The sequence below is a fragment of the Paraburkholderia fungorum genome, assembly GCF_046026025.1.
Classification (GTDB): domain Bacteria; phylum Pseudomonadota; class Gammaproteobacteria; order Burkholderiales; family Burkholderiaceae; genus Paraburkholderia; species Paraburkholderia fungorum_E.
The window spans coordinates 129524-144886 of sequence record NZ_JAQQFL010000004.1; the positions used below are offsets into that span (position 1 = coordinate 129524).

A 15363-nucleotide genomic window follows, 5' to 3' on the forward strand; every position below is an offset into this window, starting at 1 on the left:
GCGTCTGACAAGGGAGATGCAATTGTGCCGTGTCACAAGGCCTGCCACAAGCAAAGCGGCGCGCGGGGCCCGGAACGCGTAACGCCGGAGCACCGCTCACCAGCCGCCTGGCAACCGCTGCCATACCCTTTATCGAGCGCCCATTGCCGCGCCTCGGGCAGCCAAACGTGCTCCGATCAGTGCAACTGCCGGTAGATCTGCTCGGCCAGCGCCTGCGAAATCCCTTCGACGCTCGCCAGATCCTCGACGCTTGCCGCGACCACCCCGCGCAGCCCGCCGAAGCGCGCCAGCAGCCGCTGACGCCGCTTTGCGCCCACCCCTTCGAGCTCTTCGAGCCGCGAGGTCTGGCGCGTCTTGGCACGCTTTGCCCGCATGCCGGTGATGGCGAAACGATGCGCCTCGTCACGAATTTGCGCGACCAGCATGAGCGCCGCGCTTTCCTTGCCGAGTTCGAGCGCCGCGCGGCCGTCCGCAAAAATCAGCGTTTCCAGACCGACCTTGCGTCCCTCGCCCTTCGCGACACCGACCAGCATGCCGGTATCGAGACCCAGTTCGGTGAATACCTGACGCGCGATTTCGACCTGCCCCTTGCCACCGTCGATCAACACGATGGTCGGCAGGATGCCGCCGGCCGCAGCCGGCTCCGCGGCATCCGCGGCGAGCGACGGGTCCGCGGCGGCATCGGTTTGCAATTCCGCGGCCTCGTCGGCGGCGTTCGCCGCCGCTTGCGCCACCATCTTCTCGTAGCGGCGTGTGAGCACCTGGCGCATCGCCGCGTAGTCGTCTCCCGGGGTGATGCCGGCGATGTTATAGCGGCGGTATTCGGACGACTGCATCTTGTGATGGTGATACACCACGCACGACGCCTGCGTCGCCTCGCCCATCGTGTGGCTGATGTCGAAACATTCGATCCGCAGATGCGCGAGATCGTCGTACTCCATGCCGAGCGTGTCGGTGAGCGCACGCGTACGAGCCTGCTGCGAGCCTTGTTCCGAGAGCAGGCGCGCAAGTGCGAGCCGTGCGTTCTGCTCGGCCATCGCCAGCCATGCGCGCCGTTGACCTTGCGGCTGGCGCAGCACCGTCACCTTGTGGCCGGCTTGCTCGATCAGTACGTCGACCAGTTCGCGCGTGGACGGCGCGTGACTGACCACGAGCACCGGCGGCACGCGGTTGCCGATGTAGTGCTGCGCGATGAATGCCTCCAGCACTTCAGATTCGATGCCGCCGGCGGTTGCACGGCCCTTGCGCGGCGTTGAAGATTGCGACTCGGACTCGCCCGCATCATCCGGCTCCACCTCGAGCGCAGTGTCTTCCTCGCCGTCGGCCTCCTCGGCCTCTTCGGAGAGCATCTCCTCAGCAATCGCAAGCGCGTCAGCCGCATCGGACGATGCGTTCGCACCCGCTGCGTCCTCGCCAGACACCGAGCCCTCGCCGGTCGTGACATCGGCCAGCAACTCATGGTCGCCGCCCTCTTCGAGCCCGCCCTCGCCGATCGTCAGGGCGCTTTCCACATGCGTCGGGAAATACGCCTTGTCACCGAGATGCCGCCCGCCTCGCACCATGGCGAGGTTCACACACACGCGCCCGCCGAGCGCGACGACCGCGAGAATATCCACATCGCTGTCGCCGCCGACTTCGATCGCCTGCTGATGCAGCACCGTCGACAGCGAACTCATCTGATTGCGCACCGCTGCGGCCTGCTCGAACTTCAGCTCGCTCGCGAAGGCGTGCATTTTCTGCTCGAGTTCCTTCATGACCTCGCCCTGCCGGCCGAGCAAAAAGCGCGACGCGTTGGCCACGTCGCGCGCGTAATCCTCTTCGCTGATCGCCGCGACACAGGGCGCCGTGCAGCGGCCGATCTGGTGCAACAAACAGGGCCGCGTGCGATTGTTGAACACCGAATCCTCGCACGTGCGCAACTGGAAAACGCGCTGCAGGATCTGAATGCTCTCGCGCACCGCCCACGCACTCGGGAACGGTCCGAAATACTGATTCTTGCGATCCACCGAGCCACGGTAATACGCCATGCGCGGAAACTTGTGGCCCGTCAACTTAAGATAGGGATACGACTTGTCGTCGCGAAACAGAATGTTGTAACGCGGCGCCAGCGCCTTGATCAGATTATTTTCGAGCAGCAGCGCCTCAGCCTCCGAGCGCGTGACGGTCGTCTCGACGCGCGCAATACGCGTCACCATCATCGCGATACGCGGCGACAGTTGCGTCTTCGTAAAGTAGCTCGAGACGCGCTTCTTGAGGTCGCGCGCCTTGCCCACATACAGCACCGCGCCCTGCGTATCGTAATAGCGATAGACGCCGGGCAGATGCGGCAATTGGGCGAGCAGCTTCTTCGGCTCGAAAACGTCGGTTGCTTCGGGTTCGGTCATGCAGAATCGATTGGCTGGGACAGTGTCGCGAAGCCTCTGCCGCGTGCTGCGCGCTGAGCGGTCGTTCAGACGCGAAACCGCCGTTGAGTGCTTTAGAATCGCCAGTTTAGAGCATTCCGCGTGCGTTCGAACCTTGCCGCATCGAATGGCGCGGCGCTGCGGCGCCAGGGCGGCGGCTGAACCTGATTGCGTTACCCGCCTGAGTCACCCGCAGGCAAGACCTTGCGGAACCCGCTGCGCCACCCGTCCCACTCTGCGACCCACACCATCATGTCCTCCGCCACGCCGCCGTCCGACCAACCCGTTGCCGCGCCCACGGCGATCGCCTGCGATATCTTTTGCGCGGTGATCGACAACTTCGGCGACATCGGCGTGTGCTGGCGCCTCGCGCGCCAACTGGCGAGCGAGCACGGCTGGCAGGTGCGCGTGTTCGTCGACGACCTGCACGCGTTTCAGAAACTGTGCCCGTCGCTGACACTGGAGCGCGCGCGCCAGGCGATCGACGGCATCGTCATCGAGCACTGGCATGAGCCGGCCCACGCGGGCGATACGCTCGAGGTGGCTGACGTCGTGATCGAGGCCTTCGCCTGCGAGTTGCCGCCGATCTATATCGCCGCGATGGCGCGACGCGAGCGCGCGCCGGTCTGGCTCAACCTCGAATATCTGAGCGCCGAAGACTGGGTCGCGGATTTCCATCTGCGGCCCTCGCCGCATCCGCGCTATCCGCTGACCAAAACCTTCTTTTTCCCCGGACTCAGCGCCGGCACGGGCGGCGTGCTGAAGGAACGGCATCTCGATGCCGCGCGCACGGCCTTCGAGGCATCGCAACCGGCGCGTGAAGCGTGGTGGCTGAAAACCACCGGACGCGCGCCGCCATCCGCCGCCGCCACGGTCGTCTCGCTGTTCGCCTACGAAAACCCCGCCGTCGGCAGCCTGCTCGAACAATGGTGCGACAGCGCCGAACCGGTCGTTCTGCTCGTGCCGGAAGGTCGTATTTCGGGCGCGATCGCGCGTTTTTTCGGCCTGCCTTCGTTTGCCGCCGGTTCGCACGCTGAGCGCGGCGGCCTCAGCGTGCACGCGCTCGCTTTTACCGCGCAAGCCGACTACGACCCGTTGCTGTGGGTCAGCGACGTCAATTTTGTGCGCGGCGAAGACTCGTTCGTGCGCGCCCAGTGGGCCGCGAAACCCTTTGTCTGGCATATCTACCCGCAAGCCGACGACGCCCATCTCCCGAAGCTCGACGCCGCGCTCGCCCACTACGCCCGCACCCTGCCCGCCGCTGCCCGGGACGCCCTCGCGCGCTTCTGGCATGCGTGGAACGGCGCGGGGCAGCCGGACTGGACGGAATTCCAGCATCACCGCGCGGCGCTCAGGCAGCGCGCGGCCGAATGGGCCAGCGAACTGGCTGAGGTAGGCGACCTCGCCGGAAATCTGGCCTTGTTCGCAAAAACTCAGTTAAAATAAGCGGTTATCCAACGGCCGACGACGCAAGCGCGGCCCGATCGCGGCCGAAGAGTGCTCCAATCGCGGCCCAATCGCAGCGATTTCGTTGACAAATTCGTTGGCAAAAATCGTCTGGCAAATTTGAATTCGTCTCGCGAATTGGTCTGGCAAACCCGCCTGACCGACTGGCCTGACTAATTCGCGAGGCACACCTAGCAGGCCAATCTGCTTGCGCCGTATGCCGTTGAGCAAAAGTTGACGCTAATTATTTCGTACAGGACAGTTTTATGAAGACCGCACAGGAACTCCGCACCGGCAACGTCGTGATGATCGGCAGCGACGCAATGGTCGTGCAAAAGGCCGAATACAACAAGTCGGGCCGCAACTCCGCCGTCGTGAAGATGAAGTTCAAGAATCTGCTGACCGGCGCAGGCATGGAAAGCGTGTACAAGGCAGACGACAAGTTCGACGTCGTCGTGCTGGAACGCAAGGAAGTCACGTACTCGTACTTCGCTGACCCGATGTACGTGTTCATGGACGCCGACTACAACCAGTTCGAAGTCGAAGGCGAAATGATGGGCGACGCCCTTCATTACCTCGAAGACGGCATGGCCTGCGAAGTCGTGTTCTACAACGAGAAAGCCATCTCGGTCGAACTGCCGACCACGCTGGTCCGTGAAATCATCTACACGGAACCGGCAGTCAAGGGCGATACGTCGTCGGGCAAGGTGTTGAAGAACGCCAAGCTGACCACGGGTTTCGAACTGCAAGTGCCGCTCTTCTGCAGCATCGGCGACAAGATCGAAATCGACACGCGTACGCACGAGTACCGCAGCCGCGCCTAAGCGCCTGCAGCCTGCGCAGGAGCAACTCCGGCGCAGCAAAAAAAATGGCAAAAAAAAGCGCCCGCATTGGGCGCTTTTTCTTTTTTGCGCCGCCGTGTATGGTTGAGGAAAACTTTACCGGCAATCTTCTAAAAAATACCCATCCACTGCGTTTACCTTCCGTCTCTGCGCCAAACAAACCATTGATAAACTTAAGTAATTGACTTTGGCATACTCCATGCTTCTCCGACAGAAACCACGAAGGCTTTATTTCTCTGCCTTCCCGGAATGCGGCATGAATCACAGCATCGCTGAAGACTGGTCAAATTTGAGCCAAGGCGTTTCTTCACCGGCAGGCGGCATTTCCAACCCGTTGAGTGAAGAAAATACCGGTGTCCGTCCCTACGCAGGTCGCGTCAGCGCGGGCGTCCACTGAACAGGAAAGGACTTAGAAAATGAGTCGAATCGCCCCAACTCCGCTTGCATGTCGCGTCCCACGACCGGCGCCGCGCACATGCCAATTGCCTCGTGGCGGTTGCGCCGCCGCGGCCGGCGTTGCCCGCGCGGCACGGCGTTCGACCGGCAATACCGGCCAGCCATCGCACCCAGGTCGCGCGCCAGAGTACCGGCGCGTTGTTCCGGGTATTCCGTCCATCTAAAAATAGCGCTCGCCATGCCACATGCCCTGATTGTTGAAGACGATCCCAATAGCCTGTCTGGCCTGTCCGCCATTCTCGCCGCCGACGGCTTCTCCGTCGATACCGCGACCACCATCGCCGAGGCCCGGGCTGCGCTGACACGCTTCATTCCCGACGTCGTGCTGGTCGACCTGAATCTGCCGGACGGCAGCGGGCTCGACGTGCTGCAGCACCTGCCCGCGCACCCGCCCGGCGGAGCCTTGCCGGTGATCGTGATGACCGGCAATGCAACGGTCGAGAGCGCGATCGAGGGTTTGCGGCATGGCATCTGGGATTACCTGCTCAAGCCGGTCAATATCCCGCGTCTGCGCAGTCTGCTCGCCCGGATTCCGCGTCCGTACGAACTGACCGAGGAAGTCCAGACCCTGCGGGCGTCGCTGCGTCAACTCGGCCGTTTCGGCTCCTTGCTCGGCCGCAGCGGGGCGGTCCAGCATGTCTACGACACGATCGAACACATCGCGCCGACCGAGGCCGCCGTGCTGATTTCCGGCGAAGCCGGCACGGGCAAGCAGCTTGCCGCGCGCACGCTGCACGACATGAGCCGGCGCCGCAAAGGGCCGTTTGTCACATTCGATTGCCGGAGCGCAGGCAGTGTCGCGGCGCATCGCTCGCTCGACAGCGTCCTGTTCGGCCACGAGCGCGGCGCATTCAGCGGCGCCGAACAGCGCGAGCCGGGGCTGTTCGAGCAAGCCAGTGGAGGCACACTGTTCATCGAAGAAATCGCGGAACTGCCGCGTGCCCAGCAGGAAGCGTTGCTGCGCGCACTCGATTCGCAGACTTTCATGCGGGTCGGCGGCACGAACCAGGTGGTAACCGACTTCCGGCTGATCGCGTCGACACGCAAAAACCCGCGCGCTGCGGTTGCCGACGGCAGCTTGCATCAGGACCTCGCGCTGCGTCTCGAAGCGGCCGCCATAACCCTGCCGCCGTTGCGCGAGCGCGGAGAAGATCCGGCGCTGATCGCGCAAGCCGTTGTCGATGAACTGAATCACGAAGCGATCTCGCGCGGTACGCCCGAAGTCGCCAAGCAGATCGGGCCGAACTTCCTGCGCGAGTGCCTTTCGTACGAATGGCCAGGCAATGTGCGCGAGTTACAGGATCGCGTGCGCCGGGCCTATCACGCGTCTGGCGACGTGCTGGAATCGCTGCGCGCCGACGAAGCGGGGTCGGCAAACGGGCGCGATCTGAACGGCAGCCGTGTGCAGGTCACCGTCGGCACGCCCCTCGCGGATGTCGAGGAAATGCTGATCCGCGCGACGCTTGACGCAGTCGGCGGCACACGCCATCGCGCGGCATCGTTGCTGGGGATCAGTCCGAAGACGCTGTACAACAAGCTGCAACGGATGCGGTTGAACTGAGCGGATGAGGCCGGCTTCGCGGCAGGCCTCGCTTGAATGAAAAACGGCGCCTGAAAAAAGGCGCCGTTTTTTTGCCCGATGCAAACGCATGAGTCGCTGATCCACTCTCTACAGCGGGCTACCGGTTGCTCCCCGCTACTCAGGCGAACGCGCTGCGCAGCAAGGCTTGCGCTTGCAGATACTGCGGCTCGGCGACCAGCTTGCTCCACTGGAGCGCCTTGCCGCGCGGCCGCATCCGTTTGAGCCGCTGTTGCGACTCCTTCGACGGCGTAAAACGCAGCGCTTCCAGCACCTTTTCCGCTTCGTCCGGCTGATTGCAGATCAGCACCATGTCGCAACCGGCCTCCAGCGCGGCACTCGCGCCTTCCGTCAGCGTGCCGCCCTGGCGCGCGGCTTCCATGGAGAGGTCATCGCTGAAGACCGCGCCCTCGAAGCGCAATTTTTTACGCAGAATGTCCTGCAGCCAGACGCGCGAAAAACCGGCCGGTTTCGAATCGACCTGGGGATAAACCACGTGGGCGGGCAGCACGGCACCGAGCGACACACCAAGCCAGTCGTACGGCGCCACGTCCTCGCGCAGGATCGTCTCGAGCGAGCGGTCGTCGACCGGCATCGCAACATGCGAGTCCGCGTGTGCAAAGCCATGCCCTGGAAAATGCTTGCCGCAATTACTCATGCCGGTCAACGCAAGGCCGTGATTGAGGCTCTTCGCCAACAGGGCCACGACACGCGGATCGCGATGGAACGAGCGATCGCCGATCACCTGCGACTGGCCGTAGTTCAGATCGAGCACCGGTGTAAAACTCATATCGATGCCGCACGCGCGCAATTCTGCCGCGAGGATATAGCCGACCGCGGTCGTCACCTTGGTGGCATGCAGTACGTCGCTGTCCCACAGCGCGCCGAGCTTGCCCATCGCCGGCAGCACGGTAAAGCCGTCGGTGCGAAAGCGCTGCACGCGGCCGCCTTCGTGGTCGACGGCAATCAGCAGATCGTCGCGGATTGCGCGGATCGAATCGGTCAGCGCGATCAGTTGCGCGCGACTCTCGTAATGGCGCGCAAACAGAATCACGCCACCAGTCATCGGATGCGCAAGGCGGCGTTTATCGTCGTCGTTCAGCGTGGTGCCGACCACGTCGAGCATGACCGGTCCGGGAGTGGTTTTCATCGAATTCCGCTAGAAAAAAGCCTGAGAGCAAAGAGAGACACGGCCGACGTGCGCCGCGTTCAAGATTTTTTATTCGTCGCTGGCGGGTGCACGCGGGGCGTCCGGCCCTCGCGCCGCATCCCCTGTTTCGGCAATCACGAACGACACGGCGTAATCGCGTTCGTCGCTGATCGTCACGCGCGCCGTAATGCCGCGTGCGTCGAGCCATTCAGCCAGTTCACCCGACGCCACCACCATCGGTTCGCCGCTCGGCTTGTTGAGCGTTTGCAGCGCGCGCCAGGTCATCGGCCAGCGCATGCCGAGGCCGATCGCTTTCGAGAATGCTTCCTTGGCCGAGAACCGCGTGGCGAGAAAAGCGAGTCCACGCGCCGCCGAACGTGCGTGGCGAGCGTGATACACGCGCAGTTCGTCCGGGCCGAGCACCTTTTCGGCAAAACGGCCGTTGGTGCGTGTCATGACCGCGGCCACACGGCTGACCTGAACGATGTCCGTACCGATGCCGTAGATCGTCATGAGCGGCGCCGCGGCGTTACGCGCTTGCGCCGAGACGGGCGGCGACCATGATCGCCTTCATCTCGCGCACAGCGTTCTCCCAGCCGGCGAAGATCGCGTGCGCGACGATCGCGTGGCCGATATTCAATTCGACGATGCCTTCGATCGCGGCGATCTGCTGAACGTTGGTGTAGTGCAGGCCGTGACCCGCATTGACCTTGATACCCAGCGTTGCGCCGAATTCGACGGCACGCACCACGCGCTCAAATTCGCGCTGCTGCTCGGCAGGATCGTGCGCTTCGGCATAGCGGCCTGTGTGCAGTTCGATCACCGGCGCGCCCGCTTCGTGCGCGGCGCGGATTTGCGTTTCGTCCGGATCGATGAAGAGCGACACGCGCGAGTTCGCTGCGGCGAGCTGCTTGCATGCGGCGCGCACGGCTTCGAACTGGCCGGCGACGTCAAGGCCGCCTTCAGTCGTCAGTTCCTGACGCTTTTCCGGCACGAGGCAAACGTCATGCGGCTCTACTTCACACGCGATGTCGAGCATCTCCTGGGTGACCGCGCATTCCAGATTCATGCGCGTTTTCAGGAGCGGCCGCAGCTTGCGCACGTCAGCATCGACGATGTGGCGGCGGTCTTCACGCAGATGCAGCGTGATCACATCGGCGCCGGCCTCTTCGGCCATCAATGCGGCACGGATCGGATCGGGGTAAGAGGTGCCGCGCGCGTTACGCAGCGTGGCGACGTGATCGATATTCACGCCCAGGTCAATCACATTCGGCGACGTAAGAAAGAAGCTCATAAGTTCTGCAAGTCGATCAGTATCTGGCGCGTCGCGAGCGGCGTGCCGCCAAGGTAGGTATTGAGCAGGAAGCGCATCAGCGTTTTGCTTTGCGTCACGGTCTGAGCTCGATGGTAATCGTCCTTTTCCATATCGAGCAAGGTCTGTCCGGCAATCACCGGCCATTGCGCGGGCAGATCGTCCGATGCTTCGCGCACCCCGCGCTCCGGGTCGAATACGTAGCGGCCATCGGCCTGCACGGCTTTACGCGCGACGGTGCGATCGAGTGCCATCGCGTAACCGGTTTCGCGCAGCAACACACGTTCGAACGAACGCAACACCTGCACGGGCGGTTCGTCATGCGCGAGACGCGTCATCGTGACGACGTAGTGATGAAAAAGCTGCGGATGCGGGTCTTCGCGCGCGCAGAATTTAACCAGCAGTTCGTTGACATAGAAACCGCAGAGCAGCGCGTCGCCCGCTAACGGCAACATGCCGCCAACCCATTCGGCGCCGGTCAGTGTGCGCACTTCGGATTTGCCCGACCACGACAACGCGAGCGGCTGGAAGGTTTGCAGCACGCCGCGCAAAGCGGAGTGCGGACGTTTCGCGCCCTTCGCGACGAGCGCGAGACGGCCATGATCGCGCGACAGCACGTCGATGATCAGACTGGTCTCGCGGTGCGGATAGCTGTGCAGGACGAACGCAGGTTGCTCAGCGACCCGGTAATCGGAAGCGGAAGTGCGCGATGCGCGGCGCACGGGCGCTTTGCGCGGCTCGCCTTCGGCGCCTTGCGCACCGCTTTGCGCGGCCTGAGCGCTTCGGGCATTCGATGAGGTTTTTTTGGTACTGCGAGCGGGTTTGGACGACTCGCGCGCCGGCACTGCCGGCGCCACGTCGTCCGGGTCAGCGTCGGAATTCAGCGTCATCCACGCGTCATTCGTACCCATATGCACGGAGTCCGGCTTCGTTGTCAGCCCAGCCGCTCTTCACCTTGATGAAGGTTTCCAGATACACCGGACCGTCGAACAACTTTTCCATGTCGAGGCGCGCTTCAGTGCTGATCTGCTTCAGCTTGGCGCCCTTCTGGCCGATGATCATGGCTTTCTGCGTATCGCGCTCCACCATGATGGTCGCGAAAATGCGCCGCAGACGCCCTTCGGTTTCGAACTTGTCGATCAGCACGGTGCTCGTGTAGGGCAGTTCGTCGCCCGTCCAGCGAAACACTTTTTCGCGCAGGATTTCGGCGGCAAGAAAGCGCTCGCTACGATCGGTCAGATCGTCTGCACCGTAGATCGGCGTGCCTTCCGGCAGGAACGGCTTGACGGTCGCCATCAAACGCTTGATGTCGTCTGCATTCTTCGCCGACAGCGGCACGATCTCGTTGAACTGGCGCAGTGCGCTCACCTGCTGCATGAACGGATACAGCGAGTCCTTGTCCGACACTCGATCGAGCTTGTTCGCGATCAGCAGGGTGGGCACCGACGGCGGGATCAGGTCGAGCACCTTCTGGTCGTCCGGGCCGAAGCGGCCGGCTTCGATCACGAACAGGATCGCGTCGACCGAACTCAGCGTGGACGTGACCGCGCGGTTGAGCGAACGGTTCAGCGCGCCGCTGTGCTTGGTCTGAAAACCGGGCGTGTCGACGAAGATGTACTGCGCGTCTTCCAGCGTGTGAATGCCGGTGATGCGGTGGCGCGTGGTCTGCGCCTTGCGCGACGTGATACTGACTTTCTGGCCGACCAGCGCGTTCATCAGCGTGGACTTGCCGACGTTCGGGCGGCCGACGATCGCGACCATGCCGCAGCGAAAACCAGTGGGAGTGGGAGCGTTCATATTCGGGTTACGGCAAGTTCAGATCGACACGCGAGGAATGGCGCGCCGACGGCAATCAATGGCCCGCATCGGCGACACGGGTTTGCACCGCGTCGGCTACGCCGGGTTCGTCTTCGATGGGTGCCTGCACGCCGGTCGTGGGCACGGCTGCGCCGGGTGTGATGTCCCGGCTGCGGGGTTTGTCGGCGATACGGACGGCGGCGGCTTCCGGTTTGGCGTCGACGGGCTTTGCATCTGCGGGCTTTGCATCCGTGGGCCTTGCATCCGTGGGCTTCGCATCTGCAGGCTTGGCGCCTTCGGATCTGGCTTCAGCGGATTTGCTGTCCAGCTTTTCGGCTGGCTTGTCCGCCGCCGCCTTGTCAGCCGATCTGTCGCTCGCGTGGGCAGCTGACTTGTCCGCTCGCTCCGACCTATCCGCACGCTCCGACTTGTCCTGCCCGCTGTATTCGACATGCGCGGCGCGAATCACAGCCAACGGCGCGGACGTCATAGCCACAGCCGGCCGCTCAGCAGCAGACTCCGCTACCGGCGCGTTGCGAGCCTCGCCTCGCCCGGCACCACGGTCGTTCTTGCGATCCGGGCTGCGCAAATCGAGCGCGGCCTGTACGCCGGTCACGCCGGGCACGATCTCCTGCTCCGCGTTCTTCGCTGCACGAGCGCCTTTCGAGCGCTTGGGCTTGGCGACCACGGCGGGTGCGGCCGCCATCACCTCATCGAGCGCCTTCTTGGCCGCGGCCTGCTCGGCCGCGCGACGGCTCGCGCCGGAACCGGACACTTTGACATCCAGCTTGGGCACCGTGCATTCGACTTCAAATTGCTGATTGTGCGCCGCACCATGCGTGGCGACGACCGTATAGGTGGGCAACGCGATCTTGTGGCCCTGCAGATATTCCTGCAGCAACGTCTTGGCGTCTTTGCCGAGCGTGCGCGGGTCGATGTGATCGAGAATCGGCACGTAAAGGCGCTTGATGACCGTTTGCGCCGCATCGAACCCGCCGTCGAGGAATACCGCGCCCAGCACGGCTTCCAGGGTATCAGCAAGGATCGACGGACGGCGGAAACCGCCGCTGCGCAACTCGCCCTCACCGAGACGCAGGCCCTCGGAAATATTGAGGGCCTGAGCAATTTCGTAAAGCGACTGCTGTTTGACCAGATTGGCGCGGACACGCGACAGGTCGCCTTCGTCCAGTTTGCCGAAACGTTGGAACAAAAGCGCAGCCACCGCGCAATTTAGAACAGAGTCGCCGAGAAACTCGAGCCGTTCGTTATGCGTGGAACTGTGACTGCGGTGCGTTAAAGCCTGGCGCAACAATTCCGTATTACGAAATTCGTAGCGCAAACGGCTTTCCAACGGAGATAGGGGCATGGGCAGAGTATAACGCGGGCGCCTGCCCCGGCGAAAACGCGGGACGGCCAGCGGAAAAAGCGTGGTGAAGCGACGTTACCGCAGATTCTTAAAGTAGCGTCACAACACGACGCGACCGAGGTGACCTATGGGGTGGGCACCGGCGCGACGTGTCATGCAATCAAAGCGAGCGTGCTCAGTGGAATGAGCCGATGCGTTTCAGATCGCTGAAGTTCATCCAGATAAAAAATGCTCGACCCACAACATTCTTATCCGGAGCAAAACCCCAGTAGCGGCTATCAGCACTGTTATCGCGGTTGTCGCCCATCATGAAGTAATTGCCAGGCGGCACTTTGCAGATCACGCCGCGTGCGTTGTACGTGCAGTTATCGCGATACGGATAGTCTTCTGCGCCGACGATGAACGGCGGCACGGCCGGGTTGTTCAGAATCGCGTTCTTGCGGCCGTCGAGATCCTCTTCGAATTGCTTTGCGTAGCCGAGGCGCTCTTCGTCGAGATAGTCAGGCAGCGCGGTTTCCGGCACCGGCTTGCCGTTGATCGTCAGTTGCTTGTCCTGATAAGCAACGGTGTCGCCCGGCAGGCCGATCACGCGCTTGATGTAGTCGACGGATTCGTCTTTCGGATAGCGGAACACCACCACGTCGCCACGCTCGAGCGGACGGCCTTCGGTGATCTTCGTATTGACGATCGGCAGACGGATACCGTAGTCGAATTTATTGACGAGGATGAAGTCGCCCACCAGCAGCGTCGGCACCATCGAACCCGACGGAATCTTGAACGGCTCGACCACGAACGAGCGCACCACGAACACCACCAGAATCACCGGGAAAAAGCTCGCCGAATACTCGAGCCACCACGGCTGACGCAGCTTGTCGTCACGCAGACGGGCGCGCGTTTGCGCCGCGTTTTCGTCGGCGAAACGCTCACCGACGCGTGCCTGCTGGCGATCGAACTCGGCGACCACAGCGTCCGCCGCGCGGCGCCGTTGCGGCATGAAAACCAGTTTGTCTGCGACCCATGCGACGCCCGTCAAAATGACGAGCACAAAAAGAATCAGCGCAAAATTCATAGGGTTCCGTTGTTCGTCTTATTTGTCTTCGACACGCAGAATTGCGAGGAAAGCTTCTTGCGGAATCTCGACGGACCCGACCTGCTTCATTCGCTTCTTGCCTGCCTTTTGCTTTTCCAGCAGTTTCTTCTTACGGCTAATATCGCCGCCGTAGCATTTTGCCAGCACGTTCTTACGCAACGCTTTAATGTTCTCGCGCGCGATAATGTTCGCGCCGATGGTGGCCTGAATCGCGACGTCGTACATTTGGCGCGGAATCAGCTCACGCATTTTCGACGCCACTTCGCGGCCGCGATACTGGCTTTGCGAACGGTGAACGATCACCGACAGCGCGTCGACCTTATCGCCGTTGATCAGCATGTCGACCTTCACGACGTCGGCCGCGCGATATTCCTTGAACTCGTAATCCATCGACGCGTAGCCGCGCGAGATCGACTTCAGACGATCGAAGAAATCGAGCACGACTTCGCCCATCGGGATTTCGTAGGTCAACTGCACCTGACGGCCGTGGTACTGCATGTTGATCTGATTGCCGCGCTTTGTCGTACACAGCGTAATCACCGCGCCGACGTAATCTTGCGGCATGTACAGATTGACGGTGACGATCGGCTCACGTACTTCTTCGATCTTCGAGGGCTCCGGCATCTTGGCCGGATTTTCGACCATAAGGATCGTGCCGTCGCGCTGCAGGACTTCGTACACCACGGTGGGCGCCGTGGTGATCAGGTCCATGTCGAACTCGCGCTCGAGACGTTCCTGCACGATTTCCATGTGCAGCAATCCAAGGAAGCCGCAGCGGAAACCGAAGCCGAGCGCCTGCGAGACTTCCGGTTCGTACATCAGCGAGGCGTCGTTCAGCTTCAGCTTTTCCAGCGAGTCACGCAGCGCATCGTACTGGTTTGCTTCGACCGGATAGAGACCGGCGAACACCTGGGGTTTCACTTCCTTGAAGCCTGGCAACGGCTCGGCAGCAGGACGATTCACCAGCGTGACGGTATCGCCCACCTTCGCGGCGGCCAACTCCTTGATCCCGGCAATGATGAAGCCCACCTGCCCGGCCGACAGCGACTCAAGGTTCTTCGACTTTGGCGTAAATACGCCGATATGCTCGACCGGGTACTGCGCTCCGGTCGCCATCATGCGGATCTTGTCTTTGGGACGCAACGTGCCGTTCACGATGCGCACGAGCATCACGACGCCCACGTAGTTGTCGAACCACGAGTCGATGATCAGCGCTTGCAGCGGCGCTTCCGTGTCGCCCTTGGGCGGCGGCACCTTGGCGATCAGCGCTTCGAGCACATCTTCCACGCCGAGGCCGGTCTTCGCGCTGCAATGCGTGGCATCGGTTGCGTCAATGCCGATCACGTCCTCGATTTCTGCGATTGCGTTCTCGGGATTTGCGGCCGGCAAGTCGATCTTGTTCAGCACCGGAATCACGTCGACGCCGAGTTCGATCGCCGTGTAGCAATTGGCCACCGTTTGCGCTTCCACGCCCTGGCTTGCATCGACAACCAGCAACGCGCCTTCACAGGCGGACAGCGAGCGGCTGACTTCGTACGAGAAGTCGACGTGGCCCGGCGTGTCGATCATGTTCAGGTTGTAGACCTGCCCATCACGGGCCTTATACGTCAGTGCGGCGGTTTGTGCCTTGATGGTGATGCCACGCTCGCGCTCGAGATCCATCGAGTCGAGCACTTGAGATTCCATCTCGCGGTCGGACAAGCCACCGCAGATCTGGATGATGCGATCGGCGAGCGTCGACTTGCCATGGTCGATGTGCGCAATGATCGAGAAGTTACGAATATGATCCATTCAGTACCGATCAAGCGAAAAAGGCGCGCTCGGACAATAGCGGAGCACGCCTTGTAAGTAGGTGAAAAACCTATCTATTTTAGCCGAAAAGGCTGTCGCCCGGCGCATCTTGCGAGGCTCGGGCGGAAAAGA

General features: G+C 62.3%; 14 protein-coding genes. 5 read left to right on the plus strand and 9 right to left on the minus strand.

The features are described from left to right. Nucleotides 1–176 precede the first annotated feature (176 nt). Entirely contained in the window at nt 177–2384 is a 2208-nt protein-coding gene (uvrC, locus tag PQR67_RS06735; protein ID WP_408456142.1) for an excinuclease ABC subunit UvrC, read from the minus strand. A gap of 270 nt (nt 2385–2654) precedes the next feature. On the opposite strand from uvrC, the gene earP reads away from it, so the two are divergent. From earP to PQR67_RS06760, 5 genes are all read left to right on the plus strand, one after another. Beyond that, nucleotides 2655–3848: an elongation factor P maturation arginine rhamnosyltransferase EarP gene (gene earP / locus PQR67_RS06740; protein WP_408456144.1), complete on the plus strand. Its 1194-nt coding sequence runs from the start codon at nt 2655–2657 to the stop codon at nt 3846–3848. Between the two features lie 266 nt (nt 3849–4114). Further along, nucleotides 4115–4672, plus strand: a complete 558-nt coding sequence (efp, locus tag PQR67_RS06745) for an elongation factor P (protein ID WP_097390005.1) — start codon at nt 4115–4117, stop codon at nt 4670–4672. 44 nt (nt 4673–4716) lie between these two features. After that, the gene (locus PQR67_RS06750; RefSeq protein WP_408456146.1) at nt 4717–4875 is read left to right on the plus strand and encodes a hypothetical protein; all 159 of its coding nucleotides are present in this window, start codon (nt 4717–4719) and stop codon (nt 4873–4875) included. A gap of 71 nt (nt 4876–4946) precedes the next feature. Further along, a complete protein-coding gene (locus PQR67_RS06755; RefSeq protein ID WP_408456149.1) occupies nt 4947–5087 on the plus strand; it encodes a hypothetical protein in 141 nt (46 codons plus the stop codon). A 237-nt stretch (nt 5088–5324) separates the two neighbouring features. Continuing rightward, nucleotides 5325–6707 (plus strand): sigma-54-dependent transcriptional regulator, encoded by a 1383-nt coding sequence (locus tag PQR67_RS06760; protein WP_408456151.1) that lies wholly within the window; start codon nt 5325–5327, stop codon nt 6705–6707. Between the two features lie 139 nt (nt 6708–6846). Here PQR67_RS06760 and nagZ read toward each other — a convergent pair whose 3' ends face one another. The 8 genes from nagZ to lepA form a co-directional block, all read right to left on the minus strand. Then, nucleotides 6847–7875, minus strand: coding sequence for a beta-N-acetylhexosaminidase (nagZ, locus tag PQR67_RS06765; RefSeq protein ID WP_408456154.1), 1029 nt, complete (start codon nt 7873–7875; stop codon nt 6847–6849). 69 nt (nt 7876–7944) lie between these two features. After that, nucleotides 7945–8388, minus strand: coding sequence for a holo-ACP synthase (gene acpS / locus PQR67_RS06770; protein WP_408456156.1), 444 nt, complete (start codon nt 8386–8388; stop codon nt 7945–7947). Nucleotides 8389–8404: 16 nt separating this feature from the next. After that, a complete protein-coding gene (gene pdxJ, locus PQR67_RS06775) occupies nt 8405–9169 on the minus strand; it encodes a pyridoxine 5'-phosphate synthase (RefSeq protein ID WP_408456158.1) in 765 nt (254 codons plus the stop codon). Next, nucleotides 9166–10098, minus strand: a complete 933-nt coding sequence (gene recO / locus PQR67_RS06780) for a DNA repair protein RecO (RefSeq protein WP_408456160.1) — start codon at nt 10096–10098, stop codon at nt 9166–9168. The genes pdxJ and recO overlap by 4 nt, the downstream gene beginning before the upstream one ends. Continuing rightward, entirely contained in the window at nt 10085–10984 is a 900-nt protein-coding gene (gene era / locus PQR67_RS06785) for a GTPase Era (protein WP_408456162.1), read from the minus strand. Before era ends, recO begins: the two co-directional genes overlap by 14 nt. Nucleotides 10985–11039: 55 nt before the next feature. After that, nucleotides 11040–12350 carry a ribonuclease III gene (rnc, locus tag PQR67_RS06790; RefSeq protein WP_408456164.1) on the minus strand — a complete coding sequence of 437 codons (1311 nt, stop codon included), beginning with the start codon at nt 12348–12350 and terminating at the stop codon, nt 11040–11042. Between the two features lie 175 nt (nt 12351–12525). Then, a complete protein-coding gene (gene lepB / locus PQR67_RS06795; protein WP_408456166.1) occupies nt 12526–13419 on the minus strand; it encodes a signal peptidase I in 894 nt (297 codons plus the stop codon). An 18-nt stretch (nt 13420–13437) separates the two neighbouring features. Beyond that, nucleotides 13438–15231: a translation elongation factor 4 gene (gene lepA / locus PQR67_RS06800; protein WP_408456169.1), complete on the minus strand. Its 1794-nt coding sequence runs from the start codon at nt 15229–15231 to the stop codon at nt 13438–13440. Nucleotides 15232–15363: the final 132 nt, after the last annotated feature.

What these genes read in the sequence shown, in the direction of transcription:
- uvrC (WP_408456142.1), bottom strand. Translation starts at nt 2,384, where the DNA reads ATGACCGAACCCGAAGCAACCGACGTTTTCGAGCCGAAGAAGCTGCTC.
- earP (WP_408456144.1), top strand. Translation starts at nt 2,655, where the DNA reads ATGTCCTCCGCCACGCCGCCGTCCGACCAACCCGTTGCCGCGCCCACG.
- efp (WP_097390005.1), top strand. Translation starts at nt 4,115, where the DNA reads ATGAAGACCGCACAGGAACTCCGCACCGGCAACGTCGTGATGATCGGC.
- PQR67_RS06750 (WP_408456146.1), top strand. Translation starts at nt 4,717, where the DNA reads ATGGCAAAAAAAAGCGCCCGCATTGGGCGCTTTTTCTTTTTTGCGCCG.
- PQR67_RS06755 (WP_408456149.1), top strand. Translation starts at nt 4,947, where the DNA reads ATGAATCACAGCATCGCTGAAGACTGGTCAAATTTGAGCCAAGGCGTT.
- PQR67_RS06760 (WP_408456151.1), top strand. Translation starts at nt 5,325, where the DNA reads ATGCCACATGCCCTGATTGTTGAAGACGATCCCAATAGCCTGTCTGGC.
- nagZ (WP_408456154.1), bottom strand. Translation starts at nt 7,875, where the DNA reads ATGAAAACCACTCCCGGACCGGTCATGCTCGACGTGGTCGGCACCACG.
- acpS (WP_408456156.1), bottom strand. Translation starts at nt 8,388, where the DNA reads ATGACGATCTACGGCATCGGTACGGACATCGTTCAGGTCAGCCGTGTG.
- pdxJ (WP_408456158.1), bottom strand. Translation starts at nt 9,169, where the DNA reads ATGAGCTTCTTTCTTACGTCGCCGAATGTGATTGACCTGGGCGTGAAT.
- recO (WP_408456160.1), bottom strand. Translation starts at nt 10,098, where the DNA reads ATGGGTACGAATGACGCGTGGATGACGCTGAATTCCGACGCTGACCCG.
- era (WP_408456162.1), bottom strand. Translation starts at nt 10,984, where the DNA reads ATGAACGCTCCCACTCCCACTGGTTTTCGCTGCGGCATGGTCGCGATC.
- rnc (WP_408456164.1), bottom strand. Translation starts at nt 12,350, where the DNA reads ATGCCCCTATCTCCGTTGGAAAGCCGTTTGCGCTACGAATTTCGTAAT.
- lepB (WP_408456166.1), bottom strand. Translation starts at nt 13,419, where the DNA reads ATGAATTTTGCGCTGATTCTTTTTGTGCTCGTCATTTTGACGGGCGTC.
- lepA (WP_408456169.1), bottom strand. Translation starts at nt 15,231, where the DNA reads ATGGATCATATTCGTAACTTCTCGATCATTGCGCACATCGACCATGGC.